At 69.1% G+C, this 17,175-nt stretch carries 11 protein-coding genes; 5 read left to right on the top strand and 6 right to left on the bottom strand.

Going from position 1 to position 17,175, the window contains the following annotated elements:
- Positions 1 to 49 precede the first annotated feature (49 nt).
- Positions 50 to 2,977, bottom strand: a complete 2,928-nt coding sequence (ileS, locus tag KYE46_RS05415; protein ID WP_219004011.1) for an isoleucine--tRNA ligase — start codon at positions 2,975 to 2,977, stop codon at positions 50 to 52.
- 191 nt (positions 2,978 to 3,168) lie between these two features.
- Entirely contained in the window at positions 3,169 to 3,471 is a 303-nt protein-coding gene (locus KYE46_RS05420; RefSeq protein ID WP_219004013.1) for a hypothetical protein, read from the bottom strand.
- A gap of 30 nt (positions 3,472 to 3,501) precedes the next feature.
- Here KYE46_RS05420 and KYE46_RS05425 point away from each other — a divergent pair, with 30 nt between their 5' ends.
- Complete coding sequence (locus KYE46_RS05425) at positions 3,502 to 4,788, top strand: FAD-dependent oxidoreductase (RefSeq protein WP_247716923.1); 1,287 nt, start codon at positions 3,502 to 3,504, stop codon at positions 4,786 to 4,788.
- On the opposite strand, the gene KYE46_RS05430 is transcribed toward KYE46_RS05425, so the two are convergent.
- From KYE46_RS05430 to KYE46_RS05440, 3 genes are all read right to left on the bottom strand, one after another.
- Positions 4,766 to 5,683 carry a DMT family transporter gene (locus KYE46_RS05430; protein ID WP_219004014.1) on the bottom strand — a complete coding sequence of 306 codons (918 nt, stop codon included), beginning with the start codon at positions 5,681 to 5,683 and terminating at the stop codon, positions 4,766 to 4,768. The two genes, KYE46_RS05425 and KYE46_RS05430, sit on opposite strands and share 23 nt — an antisense overlap.
- Before the next feature lie 30 nt (positions 5,684 to 5,713).
- The gene (locus tag KYE46_RS05435; protein WP_219004015.1) at positions 5,714 to 6,727 is read right to left on the bottom strand and encodes a YcjF family protein; all 1,014 of its coding nucleotides are present in this window, start codon (positions 6,725 to 6,727) and stop codon (positions 5,714 to 5,716) included.
- Positions 6,728 to 6,832: 105 nt separating this feature from the next.
- The gene (locus tag KYE46_RS05440; RefSeq protein WP_219005024.1) at positions 6,833 to 8,245 is read right to left on the bottom strand and encodes a YcjX family GTP-binding protein; all 1,413 of its coding nucleotides are present in this window, start codon (positions 8,243 to 8,245) and stop codon (positions 6,833 to 6,835) included.
- 103 nt (positions 8,246 to 8,348) lie between these two features.
- On the opposite strand from KYE46_RS05440, the gene truA reads away from it, so the two are divergent.
- The 4 genes from truA (at position 8,349) to KYE46_RS05460 (ending at position 14,739) form a co-directional block, all read left to right on the top strand.
- Positions 8,349 to 9,134 (top strand): tRNA pseudouridine(38-40) synthase TruA, encoded by a 786-nt coding sequence (gene truA / locus KYE46_RS05445; protein ID WP_219004016.1) that lies wholly within the window; start codon positions 8,349 to 8,351, stop codon positions 9,132 to 9,134.
- A complete protein-coding gene (gene selD, locus KYE46_RS05450) occupies positions 9,131 to 11,269 on the top strand; it encodes a selenide, water dikinase SelD (protein WP_219004017.1) in 2,139 nt (712 codons plus the stop codon). Before truA ends, selD begins: the two co-directional genes overlap by 4 nt.
- A 70-nt stretch (positions 11,270 to 11,339) precedes the next feature.
- Positions 11,340 to 13,646: a xanthine dehydrogenase family protein molybdopterin-binding subunit gene (locus KYE46_RS05455; RefSeq protein WP_219004018.1), complete on the top strand. Its 2,307-nt coding sequence runs from the start codon at positions 11,340 to 11,342 to the stop codon at positions 13,644 to 13,646.
- Between the two features lie 46 nt (positions 13,647 to 13,692).
- Positions 13,693 to 14,739, top strand: coding sequence for a T6SS phospholipase effector Tle1-like catalytic domain-containing protein (locus KYE46_RS05460; protein WP_247716924.1), 1,047 nt, complete (start codon positions 13,693 to 13,695; stop codon positions 14,737 to 14,739).
- Here the strand turns inward: KYE46_RS05460 and hrpB are convergent.
- Positions 14,720 to 17,125 (bottom strand): ATP-dependent helicase HrpB, encoded by a 2,406-nt coding sequence (gene hrpB / locus KYE46_RS05465; protein ID WP_219004020.1) that lies wholly within the window; start codon positions 17,123 to 17,125, stop codon positions 14,720 to 14,722. The two genes, KYE46_RS05460 and hrpB, sit on opposite strands and share 20 nt — an antisense overlap.
- Between the last annotated feature and the right edge of the window lie 50 nt (positions 17,126 to 17,175).

Genomic DNA, 17,175 nt, shown 5'->3' on the forward strand with positions numbered 1-17,175 from the left:
CGCGCCCCGGGATGGGACGCGGCCATGTTTGCGAGCGCTGCTGTGCGGGTTAGGCGTCGAGCGCCTCGTCGCAGCGTTTGCAGACACCGTCGTGGTCATGGTTGCCCACGTCCGGCAGGATCTTCCAGCAGCGCTGGCACTTCTCGCCATCGGCCCGCTCGAAGACCACCCCGACGCCCTCCACCTCGGGCAGGCGGAACGCCTCGGCGGGGGCCGGATCGTCTGTCAGTGCCACGTCGGAGGTGATGGCGATATCGTCGAAAGGCACGCTGCGCAGGGCGTCGAGCACTTCGGCATCGTCGACGTGAACCACCGGGGCGGCCTCCAGCGACGCGCCGATCACCTTGTCGCGGCGCTGCACTTCCAGTGCGGCGGTGACGACCCGGCGGGCGCTGCGCACGCGCGCCCACTTGGCGGCCAGCGCGGCGTCGGCCCATTCGGCGGGCGTCTCGGGGATATCCACGAGATGCACCGAGGAGTCCTCGCCCGGGAAGCGTTCCAGCCAGACTTCTTCCATCGTGAAGACGAGGATCGGCGCGAGCCAGGTCGTCAGGCGGTGGAACAGGATATCGAGCACCGTGCGCGCGGCGCGGCGGCGCGCGGTGTCGCCGTCGCAATAGAGCGCATCCTTGCGGATATCGAAGTAGAAGGCCGAGAGGTCCGTGGTCGCGAAGGTGAAGACCGCCTGGAACACGCCCTGGAAGTCGAACTTGGCGTAGCCGTCGCGCACCGTGGCATCCAGCTCGGTCAGGCGATGCAGCACCCACCGCTCCAACTCGGGCATGTCGCCGTGGGCGACGCGGTCGGCCTCCGAGAAATCGCTGAGCGAGCCCAACATGAAGCGCATCGTGTTGCGCAGCCTGCGGTAGCTGTCGGCGGTGCCCTTCAGGATCTCCTGCCCGATCCGCTGGTCGGCGGTGTAATCGGTCTGGGCGACCCAGAGGCGCAGGATATCCGCACCGTATTGCTTGACGATTTCCTCCGGCACGATGGTGTTGCCGATGGACTTGGACATCTTCATGCCCTTCTCGTCCAGTGTGAAGCCGTGGGTCACCACGTTGCGGTAGGGCGCGTGGCCTCGGGTACCGACCGATTGCAGCAGCGAGGAATGGAACCAGCCGCGGTGCTGGTCGGTGCCCTCCATGTAGACATCGGCGATGCCGTCCTCGGTCCCGTCCTCGCGGTCGCGCAGCACGAAGGCGTGGGTGGAGCCGCTGTCGAACCAGACGTCGAGAATGTCGAAGACCTGATCGTAGGCTTCCGGGTCCACATCACTGCCGAGGAAGCGCTCCTTGGCGCCCGGCTTGTACCACGCATCAGCGCCCTCGGCCTCGAAGGCCTCCAGCACGCGGGCGTTCACCGCCTCGTTGCGCAGCAGGTAGTCAGGATCGGTGGGCAGCGCGCCCTTCTTGGTGAAGCAGGTGAGCGGCACGCCCCAGGCGCGCTGGCGCGAGAGCACCCAGTCGGGGCGCGCCTCGATCATCGAGTGCAGACGGTTGCGGCCCGATTTCGGGGTCCAGTGGACCTTGTCGATCTCCTGCAACGCGCGGTCGCGGATGGTGAATTCATCCGAGCCGACAGACATCTTCTTGTCGATGGCCGCGAACCACTGTGGCGTGTTGCGGTAGATCACCGGCGCCTTGGAGCGCCAAGAATGGGGGTAGGAGTGCTTGATCTTGCCGCGCGCGAGCAAGCCGCCGACTTCGACCAGCTTGTCGATGACCGCCTTGTTGGCCGTGCCCTCGCCGCCCTTGCGCGACAGGATGTAATGGCCGCCAAAGAAGGGCAGGTCGGCGCGGAAGGAGCCGTCGTCCATCACGTTGTAGGTGATGACCTGCTCCAACATGCCGAGGTCACGGTAGAGCTCGTATTCCTCCATCCCGTGCGACGGCGCGCAATGAACGAAGCCGGTACCTTCCTCGTCCGAGACGAAATCGCCGTGACGGAAGTCGCGCAGGTCGTCCCATTCGCCCTCGCCCCCCTCGGCGCCAGCCAACGGGTGTTGCAGCGACAGGCCTTCCAGCTCCGAGGTCGGCACATCGCGCAGGCGTTTCCACTGGCCTTCTTCCAAACGGGCACGGCCGAGAACGTCAGCCGCCATCTTGTCGGCCAGCAGGAAGCGGTCGCCCTTGGCGGCCCAACATTCCTCAGGCGTGTCGGTGACTTCATAGAGACCGTAGGCCACGTCGTTTCCGTAGACGACCGCCTTGTTCGAGGGGATCGTCCAGGGCGTCGTGGTCCAGATCACGACATTGGCGCCGTCGAGGTCGCCCTCGGCGCCTTGCACCTTGAACTTCACCCAGATCGTGAAGCTCTCCTTGTCGTGGTATTCCACCTCGGCCTCGGCCAGCGCGGTCTGCTCGATCGGCGACCACATGACCGGCTTGGAGCCTTGATAGAGCGTGCCGTTCATCAGGAACTTCTGGAACTCCTCCGCGATGATCCGCTCGGCGCGGAAATCCATCGTCAGGTAAGGCTTGTCCCAGGTGCCGGTGATGCCGAGGCGCTTGAACTCGTCGCGCTGGATGTCGACCCAACCGGCGGCGAAGTCACGGCATTCCTTGCGGAATTCGACGATATCGACGGCGTCTTTGTTCTTGCCCTTCTTGCGGTACTGCTCTTCGATCTTCCACTCGATCGGCAGGCCATGGCAGTCCCATCCGGGGATGTAGCGCGCGTCGCGGCCCATCATCTGGTGGCTGCGCACGATGATGTCCTTGATCGTCTTGTTGAGCGCATGGCCGATGTGGAGGTGGCCGTTGGCATAGGGCGGGCCATCATGCAGCGTGAAGGGCGTGCGCGCGGCGTCGGTGCCCTTGGCGTCGGCGGCCTTGTCGCGCAGGCGATTGTAAACATCGATCCGTTCCCATCGCGCCAGCCACTCGGGCTCGCGCTTGGGCAGGCCCGCACGCATCGGGAAATCGGTTTTCGGCAGGTTCAGCGTGTCTTTGTAGTCCACGGGTTCAGCGGCGCACATGACAGGCGCTCCTCATATTCGAATGTCAGAAGGGGTGTAGCAGGGCGGAGCGGAGGCTCAAGTCCCGCGCGCGCGAAAATCCCGGCGTCTCTGGTCAGAGCGCCGGGTTGCTAATTCGTATGAATATGCCGAATTGCCGTGCCATGGGGCGCATATACTCCCGCAGCACGGCAAGGTCAAAGGGGGCTGGTTCAGCAGGCACCGCCGAGAATACCCAACCCGATCAGCACCAAGAGGATGCCAAGCATCGAGGCGCCGCCCGAGGCCAGCAGGTTCACCACCCGCGTCTCCCGCAGGCGAAGGGCTGCAAATTCGCCCAAGCCCCCCACGATGACGGCAAGGCCGCCGAAAATCAGTCGGCCATAGTCATAGGTCTCGCAGGTGGTCACCCCATTGGCCGTGGAGGTGTTCGACATCGAAAAGCTGAAGATACCACCGAGAATGACAAGGCCGATGGCAAGTTTGGACAAGATCGTAAGATCGGAAAATTTCATGGAAAAGCGTCCTCGTTGAAAAACAGCGCCATGGAACATGGGGCCGACACTGCGGGCAATGGAAAATCTCCAACGAGGACGTCGCGCCGCATGGGCGCGCGGGTCACGGCGGCTAAGGTGGTGAACATGAAGATGAAAATCGCCATTGCCGGCGCGGGGATCGGAGGCCTTTCGGCGGCGTCCCTATTGGCCGGGGACGGCCACGTCGTGCAGGTGTTCGATCAGTTCGAGGCACCCCGCCCCGTGGGCTCCGGGCTTGTCATCCAACCCGTCGGCATGGAGGTGCTGCAGGCCTGTGGCGCGGCCGAGGAGGCCCTGACGCGCGGCACGCCGATCCTGCACATGCACGGCGACGAGGCGCGGAGCCGCAAGGTCGTCCTCTCGGTCAGCTATGGCGCCACGCCCCAGAGGCAGGGCTTGGGCATCCATCGCGCGGCCCTTTTCACCGCGCTCTTCGAGGCGGCCGAGCGGGCAGGGGCGCGGATCACGCCCTCCAGCCCGGTCACCGGACGTCATGGGCAGCATCTTCTGATCGGTGGCCGTCGCACGGGCCCCTTCGATCTGATCGTCGACGCCCTCGGCGCCCGGTCGCCGCTCTCGCCCCTCAAGGCGCGCGCGTTGCCCTACGGCGCGGTCTGGGCCACGGTGCCCTGGCCCGAAGGGGCGGCCTTCCCGCGGGACCACCTGACGCAGCGCTACCGCAAGGCCGACCGGATGCTTGGCATCCTGCCGATCGGCACCCGCCGCGATGCGCCCGAAACGCGCCTCGCCGCCGTCTTCTACTCGCTCCCCGTCGCCGATATCGAGCAACACTTCGCCCGTCCCTTCGCCCAATGGCGGGCGGAGGCCGCGCAGCTCTGGCCCGAGTTCGAAAGCTATCTGCCCGCCGCGTTCTCGCACGCGGATTTCACCCCCGCGCACTACACCCATGGCACCCTCCGCCGACCCTATGGCGAGGGTCTCGTGCATATCGGCGATGCCGCGCACCGCGCCTCTCCGCAACTGGGGCAGGGCGCGAACATGGCCCTGCTCGATGCCCACGCGCTCCACCTAGCGTTGCGCGGCGCGCAGGGGCGGACCGAAGAGGCGCTGCGCCACTATGCCCTCGCGCGCCGCGCCCATGTGCGGCTCTACCAGGCCTTCTCCGCCGCCTTCACACCGCAGTACCAATCCGACAGCGCCGCCCTGCCGATGCTGCGCGATCACGTCCTTGCGCCGCTCAGCCGGACATGGCCGCTGCCCCGGGTGCTTACGCGTCTGGTATGTGGAGATCTCGTGCCGCCAATGGCCGCGCTTACACCGCGCTCACGCGGCTGATGCTGCGCTCGCGGAACACGATGTAGAGCCCCGAGGCCATGGTCACCGCGATGCCGAGCGCGGCGAGACCGTTCGGCAAGTCCCGGAACATCGCAAATCCCACAAGGGTCGCCATCGGGATCTCGAGATATTGCATCGGCGCCAGCGTCGCCGAGGGCGCGTAACGCAGGGACCATGTCATCAGCAGGTGTCCGATGGACCCGAAAACGCCGAGCGCCACCAGCAACCAGATCTCGGCGCCGCGCGGTGTCACCCAACCCGCCAGCGGCGCGGTGTCGGCCAATGGCAGGAACAGGAACGGCACCACCAGCGGCAGCGCCACCAGCCCCGAGGCGCCCTGTAGCGCCAGCGGATCGATCTCGCGCGACATGGCGCGGGTCACCAGCATGAAGAAGGCGAAGGCAAAGGCCACCCCGATCGGCAAGAGCGCCCCCCATCCGACGGCCGCGAAACTGGGCTGCACCACCATCAACGTGCCGATGAACCCCACGACACAGGCCACCAACCGCCGCGGCCCGACCTCTTCGTCGAGGAAGAAGCGCCCGAGCAGGAGCATCAGGAAGGGCATGACGAAGGCAATCGCCACGGCGTCCGCCAGCGGCAACACGCGCAGGGCCGAGAACATCAGCAACAGGCCTGCGATCTGCAATCCGGCGCGCAGGAAGGTCAGCCCCAACACCCGCCGCGTGGGAAACAGGACCGCCCCGGACATCATCGCCATGGGCACAAAGAGGATCGTCTGCGTCGCGAAGCGCACGACGACGAGCTGCAGCAGCGGAAACGTCGCCCCCAACAGCTTGGCCAACGCGTCCGAGAACGGAATGACCATGCAGAACCCGAGCATCAGCAAGATGCCGAGCAGGGGCCGGTCGGGAGTGTCGTTTGCGGCTGCCATGGCATTCCATGCCACGGTCGGGCGGCGGTGTCAGCCCTCCGATCGGCCCACCAGCCCGGTCAGGGCCCGGCGGATCAGGCCGGTCACGCTCGGGCGCCGTCCTTCCCCGAAGGGCAGCGGGCGGCAGACTTCCATGGCGGCCAGACCCACGCGCGCGGTCAACGCGCCGTTTACCACGCCCTCCCCGAAGCGCCGCGACAGCTTCGACAGGACCGAGCCGCCAAGCGCCGAGCCCAACAGATCGTCCCCGATCGCCACGGCCCCGGTCGCCACCAGGTGAGTCATCACCGCCCGGGTCAGCCGCCAGCTTCCCAATGTGCCCGCGCGCCCGCCGTAGATCTCGGCGATGCGCCGTATCATCCGTAAGTTCGCGGTCAGGGCCACGATCACATCGGCCAGCGCCAAGGGCACCAGCGCCGTCACTGTCGCCACCTGCCGCGCCGCCGCCTCGATCTGCGCCGCAGCTGCCCGGTCCAGCGGCACCATCACCTCCGCCTCCGCCAAGGCAAAAAGCGACGCCGCATCGAACAATTCCTCCCGCTGCCGCTCCAGCGCCTCGCGCCCGAGCCGCAGCTCCGGCCGCCCGGCATAAAGCGCCGCGATTTGGCCCGTCACCTGCCGCGCACGGCCCAGGTCGCCCTCCGCCAGCGCCGCTTCGGCAGCCTGATGCACGCGGTCCAACCGCCCAAGCCGCGCGAATGCCGCCAGTTCCCGCAGGGCGATCAACACCAGCGCCAAAAGGACCGCCGCCACCAAGCCAAAGGCGATCCAGCCCAACACGGGCTCGGCCGCCAAAAGCCGCGTCACGAAGTTCCACGCGGCGAGCGAGGCCACGAAGCCCACCAACCCCAGAAGCGCCGCCCAGAAAAACCGCGCCAGCCGCGAGGGCCGCTTCGCCCCCAGGGTCGCCACCACCTGCATCGCGCGCCCGTCCGCCGCCGCACCCGCTGGCGCACCCAAATCCGGCACCGGCGCTGCCGCTTCCGGCCCCGCCCCGGGCGCTTCCTCCAACTCGATCAGCACAGGGCCCTTACGCGTGCTCATGGACGGCTCCCCCCCTCTTCATCTTGGCCAATACAACTCCGGGGTGAGCGCGGATTTCCCCCCGGGAAAGCCGTGCGAGGGGCAGAGCCCCTATCCCACACCCGCTCATCGCAGCTTGTCCCCGATGAGGAATTCCGCCGCCCGGTCCAGCCTTATATGAGGCGGCCCTTCCCCGGATCGCAGCGAGAGCGGCGCAGGGGCGAAACGCATCACGTCATAATCCCCGTCGAGCCAAGCCTCCGCCCCGTCCCGCGCCGGTGCCAGCAGTGCCGAGGGGTCCGCCGGCAGATCGCCCGGATGCAGCGCCGCCTGCCGTCCGCTCTCCAACAGCGCCCCGCGCACCACGCCGAGGTCCTCGCCGCCGACGCGCCGCATCTCTTCCACCGTGGCGCGCAGCGAGGCGATGGCCATGGCCCCGGTGCTCGCGCCCGAGAAGTCTGCCTGCCGCCGGGCATCGGCCACCAGCGCTTCCATGATCGCCTGCAGCCGAGGGTGCTGCTCGTGGTGCAGGTGGTCCGCCTTAGTCGCGGCGAAGAGGATCTTGTCCACCCGCTTGCCGAGGATCGAGGTCAGGAAGGTGTTCCGTCCGGGCCGGAAACTGCCAAGGATGCCTGACAGCGCCTGCCGCAAATCCTCCACCGCGCGCGGTCCGCTGTGGATCGCGCCAAGCGCGTCGACCAGCACCACCTGCCGGTCGATGCGCGCGAAATGCGAGCGGAAGAAGGGTTTGACCACCTGAGACTTGTAGGCCTCGAACCGCCGCGCGAATTCGCGCGCGAGGCTGCCGCGCGGGGCCTCGCCCTCGGGCAGGGGCGCGAAGGTGAGGGCGGGCGAGCCTTCCAGATCGCCGGGCAGCAGGAAGCGCCCCGGCGTGCAATCGGAATAGCCCGCGTCGCGCGCGGCATTCAGGTAGCGCGTCCACTCCCGCGCCAATTCGCTGGCCGTGGCCTCGTCGAGCTTCTCCGAGCCGTCCACGGCCTCCAGTCGGGCGATGAACCGCGCACCCTCGTTGCGCGCCCGCGCCTTGGACAGCGCCTCTGCCGACCATTTGGCATAGCTCTGATCCAGCAGGCCAAGGTCCAGCAGCCATTCGCCGGGGTAATCCACGATATCGAGGTGCACCGTCCGCGGCCCCGAAAGACCCGAGAGCAACCCGTTGGGCCGCACCCGCAGCGAGACCCGCAGTTCCGAGACCGAGCGCGTGCTCTCGGGCCAATGGGGCGTCGTGCCGGTCATCGCGGCCAGATGGCTCTCGAACTCGAAGCGCGGCACCGTGTCGTCGGGCTGCGGCTGCAGGTAGACCGCCTCGATCCGCCCGGAAGAGGCCGCCTCCAACCCCGCCATCCGGCCCCGGTCCAACAGGTTGGCGACCAGCGAGGTGATGAAAACCGTCTTGCCCGACCGCGCCAGCCCGGTGACGCCCAGGCGGATGACCGGCTCGAAGAAAGTCTCCGAGACCGTGCCGGACACGGATTCGATTCCCCGGCCAAGGGTGTCTGCGATGGCTCCGATGACCAAGGGCGGCATCCTCTCTGCTCTGCGTTCGCCCAAAGATAGGCATTCGCGTCAAAGGTTTCGAGGGCCAATGGACGCGCAAGCCGGTTTGGGTTAGCCCCATGCCATGCCGCGTTATGCTTTCAGGATCGAATATGACGGCCGCCCCTTCAAGGGATGGCAGCGCCAGGCCGAGCTGCCCTCGGTGCAGGGCACGGTGGAGGCCGCGCTGGCACGGCTGGAGAAGGACATCCCCTCCATCGCCGCCGCGGGCCGGACCGACACGGGCGTTCATGCCCTGGGCCAGGTGGCCCACGCCGACCTGCAACGTGCGTGGGAGCCGTTCCGCCTTGCCGAGGCGTTGAACTACCACCTCAAGCCCGCCCCTGTGGCGATCACCGCCTGCGCCGAGGTCACCGAGGCGTTCCATGCCCGCTTCGAGGCCACATGGCGCAGCTACACCTACCGGATGATCAGCCGCCGCGCGCCGCTGGTGCACGAGGCGGGCCACGCCTGGGGCGTGCGCGGCAAGCTCGACGTGGCGGCCATGGCGGAGGGGGCCAAGCACCTGATCGGCAAGCATGATTTCACCACTTTCCGCGCCACCCATTGCCAGGCGAACTCCCCGGTAAAGACGATGGACAAGGTCGAGGTGGAGGAGATCCCGCTGCCCGCCGGGACCGAGATCCGCTTCCACCTCAAGGCGCGCTCCTTCCTGCACAACCAGGTCCGCTCCATCGTGGGCTCGCTCGAGCACGTGGGCTCCGGCGCATGGGCGCCCGACGACATCGCCCGCGCGCTGGCGGCCTGTGACCGGGCGGAATGCGGCACCGTCGCCCCGCCGCAGGGCCTCTACATGACCGGCGTGGGCTATCCCGAGGATCCCTTCGCCCACGGCTGGAGCGAGGCATGACCCCCGCCACGCCCATCGTGAAGGAGCTCGTTCTTCTGGGCGGCGGCCATACCCACGCCCTCGTGTTGCGCAAATGGGGCATGAAGCCGGTGCCGGGGGTGCGGCTGACGCTGGTCAACCCCGGCCCCACCGCCCCCTATTCGGGCATGCTGCCCGGTCATCTGGCGGGCCATTACGCGCGCGAGGCGCTCGACATCGACCTCGTGCGCCTTGCCCGCTTCGCCGAGGCCCGCCTGCTGGTGGACCGCGCCGTGGCGGTGGACCCGGCCGCCAAGGTCGTGCGCCTCGGCTCGGGCCGCGAGGTGTCCTACGACCTCCTGTCATTCGACGTGGGCATCACCTCGGAGATGCCCACGCTGCCGGGTTTCGCGGAACATGGCGTGGCCGCCAAGCCGCTCGGCCGTTTCGCCGGTACCTGGGCGCGGATCTGCGCGGAAAGCGGCCCGATCGCCATTGCCATCATCGGCGGCGGCGTCGCGGGCTGCGAGGTTGCCATGGCCGCCGCGCACCGGATGCGCAGCCTCGGGCGTGAGGCCCGCGTCAGCGTGATCGACCGGGGCGAGGTTCTGACCTCGGTCGTGCCTGCCGCGCGTCAGCGGCTCTTGCAGGGGCTCTCGGACCATGGCGTGAGCCTCAAGGAGGGGGTGGAGATCGCCTCGGTCGCGTCCGATGCCGTGGTGCTGACGGACGGCACCCGCATTGCCTCGGACCTCACGATTGGTGCTGCCGGGGCCACGCCGCAGGGCTGGATCGCCGAGAGTGGGCTGCCCTGCAAGGACGGCTTCCTCGTGGTGGACGCGCACCTCCGCTCGCCCGCCGACCCCGCGATCTTCGGGGCGGGGGACTGCGTGCACCTCTCCCACGATCCCCGTCCCAAGGCGGGCGTCTACGCCGTGCGCGCCGCGCCGATCCTCGCCCACAACCTCCGCGCCGCGCTGCTCGGGCAGCGCAGCAAGCCGTTCCGCCCGCAGAAGGATTTCCTCAAGCTCGTTTCGCTCGGGGGAAAGCGCGCGGTGGCCGAGAAGCGCGGGCTCGCCGTCTCGGGCGGGCTGATGTGGCAGCTGAAGAACCGCATTGACCAGACGTTCATGGACAAGTTCCGCGAGCTGCCCGAAATGCCGCTGCCCAAGGCTCCCAAGGGCGCGGCGCTTGGCGTGGCCGAGGAAATGGCCGGCCCCGTGCCCTGCGGCGGTTGCGGCGCGAAGCTCGCCTCGGGCGCGCTGCAATCGGTGCTGGCGCAACCCGCCGGCGCCTCCCGCCCGGACGTGGAAGCGGTGCCCGGCGACGACGCGGCCGTCCTGCGCATGGGCGAGGCGGCGCAGGTCATCAGCACCGATCACCTGCGCGGCTTCGCGCTCGATCCCGCGCTCGTGGCCCGCGCGGCGGCGGTCCATGCCTTGGGCGACATCTGGGCCATGGGTGCGACGCCGCAAGCAGCGCTCGCGCAGGTCATCCTGCCGCGCGTGGAAGCGCGCCTTCAGGGCCGCTGGCTGGACGAGGTCATGGCGGCCGCCGGAGAGATCTTCGCCGCCGAGGGCGTCGCGGTTGTCGGCGGTCATTCCTCGGGCGGGAGCGAGCTGACCGTGGGCTTCACCGTGACCGGCCTGCTGGAACGCCCCGCCATCACCCTACGCGGCGCGCGGCCGGGCGATGCGCTGGTGCTGACGAAACCCCTCGGCACCGGGGTGATCCTCGCGGCCGAGATGCAGATGAAGGCCGAGGGCGCGGCAGTACTGGCCTGCTGGCAGTCGATGACGACCCCCTCCGGCGCGGCGGCGCGCGCGCTGGCCCCGGTCGCCCATGCGATGACCGACGTGACAGGCTTCGGCCTCGCGGGGCATTTGGCCAACATCTGCAGCGCCTCGGGCGTGGGCGCAGAGGTGACGCTGGCCGACGTGCCGCTCCTGCCCGGGGCCGAGGCGCTGGCCGCGCAAGGCATCCGCTCGAGCCTCTGGGCGCAGAACCGCGCCTCCGTTCCCGCGGACGCCCCCGCCACGTCGCGGGCCGATCTGATGTTCGACCCGCAGACCGCCGGCGGCCTTCTCGCCGCCATTCCCGCCGAGGCCGTGGGCACCATTCCCGGCGCGACCCGGATCGGCACCGTCACCGAAACCCCCGGCCTCATCTTCCGCTAACCCCCTCTGGACATGGGCTGCCTCACGTCTAGTCTCTCCCCGGAAAACCCCTCGCAGAAAGGTGCGCCCGATGTCGAAATTCGGCTCCAGCCAATCCGTCACCCGCCATGAAGACACCCGCTTCCTGACCGGCGCGGGGGCTTACGTGGATGACATCGCCCCCGAGGGCGCGCTGGTGGGCTACGTCTTTCGCGCGCCCATGGCCCATGGCGAAATCACCGAGTTGGACGTCTCTGAAGCGCGGGCGGCCGAGGGCGTCCACGCCGTGCTCACCGCTGGCGACCTGAACGAGATGGGCGTGGCCAACGCCATGCGCTTCTTTCAGGCCGAGAACCGCGACGGCACCAAGGGCAGCGCCGCGCCGCGCCCGATCCTTGCCGAGGGACGCGTCCGCTTCGTGGGCGACCCGCTGGCCTTCATCGTGGCCGAGACCCTGCAACAGGCGAAGGACGCGGCCGAGCTGATCGGCTTCGACGCGAGCGACCTGCCCGTGAAGCTCGACCTCGCGCCGGGCGGTCCGGTGATCCACGAGAGCGCGCCTGACAACGTGGTCTATGACTTCGGCATGGGCGACGCGGACGCCACCGAGAAGGCGCTTTCCGAGGCGGCCCATGTCGTGACCCTGACCAGCTACGACAACCGGGTGATCGTGAATTCGATGGAGCCGCGCGGCTGCTACGCTGAGATGGACGGCGACCGCTTGCATCTCGCGGTGAACGGGCAGGGGGTCTGGGGCATCAAGAAGGACCTCGCCAAGCTCTTGCAGGTGGCGCCCGACCAGATCCGGGTGACGAACCCCGACGTGGGCGGCGGCTTCGGCATGAAGGCGATGGTCTACCCGGAATACCTGCTGGTGGCGCTGGCCACCCGGCGACTCGGCCGCCCGATCCGCTGGATGGCGGAGCGGACCGAGTCGATGCTCTCGGACAACGCGGGCCGCGACCTCTCGGTGACCTGCACGCTCGGCTTTGACGCCGATCACCGGATCACCGCCTACAAGGTCGATAGCCTGTCGAGCATGGGGGCCTACAACTCGGAATTCGGTCAGGGCATCCAGTCCGGTCTCTTCTCCAAGGTGCTCTGCGGCCCCTACGACATCCAGACCACGTCGTTCCGCAATCGCGGCATCTTCACCAACACCACGCAGGTGGACGCCTATCGCGGCGCGGGCCGGCCCGAGGCGATCTACGCGCTGGAGCGGGTGATGGATTTCGCCGCGCGCAAGTTGGGCGTGGACCCGGTGGAGCTGCGCCGGCGTAACTTCATCAAGCCCGACGCCTTCCCCTATACCTCGGCAACCGGGGAGCTCTACGACGTCGGCGAATTCGACCGCGTGATGAGCCGCGCCGTGGCCGAGGCCGACATCGCGGGGTTCGCCGCGCGCCGGGAAGCGTCTGAGGCCAAGGGCAAGCTGCGCGGCCTCGGCATCGGCTTTTACATCGAGAGCATCCTCGGATCGCCCGACGAGACGGCGACGGTGGAACTGACCGGCGCGGGCGCGACGCTCTACGTTGGCACCCAGTCCAACGGGCAGGGGCACGAGACCGTCTACCGTCAGATCCTTCACGACCAGACCGGGCTGCCCTTCGACCAGATCGAGGTGGTGCAAGGCGACAGCGACCGGATCGCCCACGGCGGCGGCACCGGGGGGTCGCGCTCGGTCACGACGCAGGGCACCGCGATGCGGGCGACGGCGGCGGCTCTGATCGACGGGCTGACAGGCTTCCTCTCCGACGAGATGGACGCCCGCGACATCGCCTTCGACGCGGAGGAGGGCGTGTTCCGCGCGCCCGGCTCGAACGTGGTGATAACCCTGCTGGAAGCCGCCGAACGCGCCACGGCGGCTGGCCGCGAAGACCTCGCCCGCGCGTCCGAGACGACAACGCTGCCCGGCCGCTCCTACCCCAACGGCTGCCACATCGCCGAGGTGGAGATCGACCGCGACACCGGCGAGACCCGCGTCGACCGTTACACCGTCGTCGACGATTTCGGCGTCCTGATGAACCCGATGTTGGCCGAGGGACAGGTCCACGGCGGCGTGGCGCAGGGCATCGGGCAGGCGGTGATGGAGCACACGGTCTTTGACGAGGACGGCCAGCTTCTGACCGCCTCCTTCATGGATTACGGCATGCCCCGCGCGCTCGACCTGCCGATGATCGAGTTCCATACCGAGGTGGTGCCCTCCACCGCCAACCCGCTCGGGATGAAGGGCTGTGGCGAGGCGGGCACCGTCGGCGCGCTCGGCGCGGTCGCCAACGCCGTGCAGGACGCGCTCTGGCCGCTTGGCGTGCGTCAGGTGGACATGCCGTTCACCCCGTCGCGGGTCTGGGAGATGCTGCAAGACGCACCGGGCACGGTCTCCGTTGGCGCTGCTTGAACGCATAAAGGGCTGGCTCAAGGGCTTCCGACAAGCCCCCGAGCCCGTGGCCGACGTCCCGGCGCCGCCGCGTACGCACGTGGTGTTGCTGGACGGAACGATGTCCTCGCTCGCACCCGGCGCGGAGACGAACGTCGGGCTGACCTACCGCCTGCTGATGGACCTGCCGCGCGACGGCAGCCTGCGCGTCTACTACGAGCCGGGCATCCAGTGGCGCGGCCTGCGCCGCGCCCATGAGGTCATGGCGGGCATCGGCATCAACCGCCAGATCCGCCGCGCCTATGTCTGGCTGGCGAGTTCCTATCGACCGGGCGACCACGTGTTCCTTCTGGGCTATTCACGCGGTGCCTACGCCGTGCGCTCGCTCGGCGGGCTGATCGACCGGATGGGCCTGATGAAACGCGAGGCGCTGGCCCAGGAACGGGTCGAGATGCTCTACGAACTCTACCGCAGCGCGCCCGGCGGCGAAGAGGCGCAAGCCATGCGGGCCGAGTTCTGCATCAGCGACGTGCCGATCCGGTTCCTCGGCGTCTACGACACGGTGCGCGCCCTTGGCATGCGCTACCCGCTGGCGTGGCGGTTCCTGCCGTTGCCGCACCCCTATCACACCCATACGCTCGGCGCTCATATCCAGATCGCGCGCCAGGCGCTCGCGATGGACGAGACGCGGGTGGCTTATCGCCCGATCCTCTGGAACACGACCCACGCGCTGCCCGATCAGGATGTCGCGCAGGTGTGGTTCAAGGGGTCCCACGGAGATATCGGCGGACAGCTGAACGGAAAGACTGAAGCGCGGCCCCGCTCGAACGTGGCGCTCACCTGGATGCTGGAAGAGGCCGAGGCCGCGGGCCTGCCTCTGCCGCCCGATTGGCACGACCGCTTCGAGACGGACGTGGACGCGCCCTCGGTCGGGACGTTCTCGGGCTTCGGCAAATTGTTCTGGGAACGGCGGCGGCGGATGATCGGCATCGATCCGTCGGAGACCATTCACCCAAGCGCGCAGGCTTGGGCCGAGGCACGCGGAATCACCCTTGTGAGCGACCGCACCGACACAGACCGCACCGACACCGACCTCACTGACCGCGCGGTTTGACGCGCAAAGTCGGATCCGCCTCGCGCGGATCTTCCGGCCAGGGATGGCGCGGATAGCGCGCGCGCATCTCCTTGCGCACATCGGCGTAAGAGCCGTCCCAGAACCCCGGCAGGTCGGTCGTCACCTGAACCGGGCGCTGAGCGGGCGATAGCAGCGTGATCTTCAGCGGCAGGCGATCAGGCCCCACGCGGGGATGCTCGGTGGTGCCGAAGACCTCTTGCAGCCGCAGCGAGACCTCCGGCACATCGCCGGCGTAATCGATGGCGATCTTTCGGTTCATCGGCGTGGTCCAGGTCTCGGGCGCGAGGCGCGAGACCTCTTGCAGCGTGTCCCATCCGAGCCACGCTTCCAGTGCCGGGGCCGGGTCGAAGCGCGCGATGTCCTCGGCGGTCCGCACCCCGGCGAGGAAGGGTGCGGCCCACTCCGGCAGCGCGTCGAGCAGCGCCGCATCGGACATGTCGGCCACCCCTGAAAACGCCACCCGCGCGCGCAGCAGCTTCGCGCGTTTGCTCCAGCCAAGCGCGGCGAGCCCGAGGTCGCGGATGCCCTCCATCGCGGCCTCCACCATCGCGTCAGGCGGCGCGTTCTGCCAAGGGCGGTCATCGAGCACCAACGCACCGAACCTCTCCTGTTTGCGCGCCTCCACCCGGCGATGGCGCTTCGACCAGTGGCAGACCTCCTGCCAGCCGATTTGCTCCCCGTAGAGCGCGCGCAGGTCGCGCTCGGATACCTCCACCCCCATCCGCACCCGCGCCTCTCGCGGGTTGCCGTCGAGGTCCGTCGCCACGATCAACCGCGCGCCGCTCAGCGCATCGCCATCTGGCAGCACCGCGCCCTTGCCGCCCGAAAGTACGTAGCGCGGCTGGTCGCCCGGCCGTCGCAACCCGATGCGGTCAGGATACGCCAGCGCGGCCTGCGCGCCGAGGCTGAGGTCGGGGCCGTCTTCGAACCGTTTCAGACGCTTGGCGTCCTGCCGCACCCGCGCGATCACGCCGGCATTGGCATTCATCTCGCGCGGGGCCTCCAGCGCCTTGAGGCGGAGCTTCAGGTCCACCCCGCGCCCACGCAGGGGATCGCGCTCTGCCAATAGCGCCGCCAGCCGGGCCGCGCCCGTGCCGCCGCGCGTCACCATATGCGCCAGCCGTGGGTGCAGCGGCAGGCGCGCCAGCTTGCGGCCATGGGCGGTGATCGTGCCGCCGTCGAGCGCGCCCAGATCGTGGAGCAGCGCCCGCGCCTCGGCCATCGCGCCTTCGGGCGGCGGGGTCAGGAAGGCGAGGCCCTCCGCATTGCCCCAAAGCGCCAGTTCCAGCGCCAGCGAGGTGAGGTCGGCGGCCTCGATCTCGGCGGGCGGGAAGGCGGGCAGGGCCCCCTCGGCGCCCTTCGTCCACATCCGGTAGCAGACGCCCTCGGCCACGCGGCCGGCGCGGCCCCGGCGCTGCGCGGCCTCGGCACGGCTCACCGGCTCCGTCACCAGCCGTGCCATGCCCGAGCCGGGATCGAAGCGCGCCCGCCGGGCGCGGCCCGCGTCCACCACGATCCGCACGTCCTCGATGGTCAGCGAGGTCTCGGCGATCGAAGTGGCGAGCACCAGCTTGCGGCCCGTGGGCTCCGGCCGGATCGCGGCGCGTTGCTCGGCCAGCTTGAGCGCGCCGTAGAGCGGCCGGATCACCACGTCCGAGGGCAAGCGCCCGGTCAGCGCGGCCTCCACCCGCCGGATCTCGCCTTCGCCCGGCAGGAACACGAGGCAACCGCCCTCGACCTCGCCCATCGCCTGCACCACCAGATCGGCGACCGAAGTCTCGAACCGCGCCTCGCGCGCGGGGGGCTTGGCGAGCCAGCGTGTCTCCACCGGGAAGGCGCGCCCCTCGGACGAGACCAGCGGCGCCTCTTCGAGGAGCGCTGCGACCGGGGCGGCGTCGAGGGTGGCGGACATGACGATCAGCCAGAGATCCTCGCGCAAGGCGCCGCGCACCTCCCACGTCAGGGCGAGGCCGAGATCGGCGTTGAGGGAGCGTTCGTGGAATTCGTCGAAGATCACCGCGCCCACGCCCGGCAGTTCCGGGTCGTCCTGCAACATGCGCGTGAGGATGCCCTCGGTCACGACCTCCACCCGCGTCTGCGCGCTCACCGCGCTGTCGCCGCGCACGCGGTAGCCGATGGTGGCGCCGACATCCTCTCCGAGGGTCTCGGCCATCCGCTCGGCCGCCGCGCGGGCCGCAAGACGGCGCGGCTCCAGCATCAGGATGCGGCCCTCCACCTCGGGCAGAAGCGCCAGCGGCACCCGCGTCGTCTTGCCTGCCCCGGGCGGGGCTTGCAGCACGGCCCGCCCCTCGGCGCGCAGGGCGGCCACCAGATCGGGCAGAATGCTATCGATGGGCAGGTTCATGACCTCGGCGATAGGCGGGGTTTCGGCGGGCGTCAACGGCTGGACACCGG

The sequence above is a fragment of the Gymnodinialimonas ceratoperidinii genome, assembly GCF_019297855.1.
In the GTDB taxonomy this organism is placed as follows: Bacteria; Pseudomonadota; Alphaproteobacteria; order Rhodobacterales; family Rhodobacteraceae; genus Gymnodinialimonas; species Gymnodinialimonas ceratoperidinii.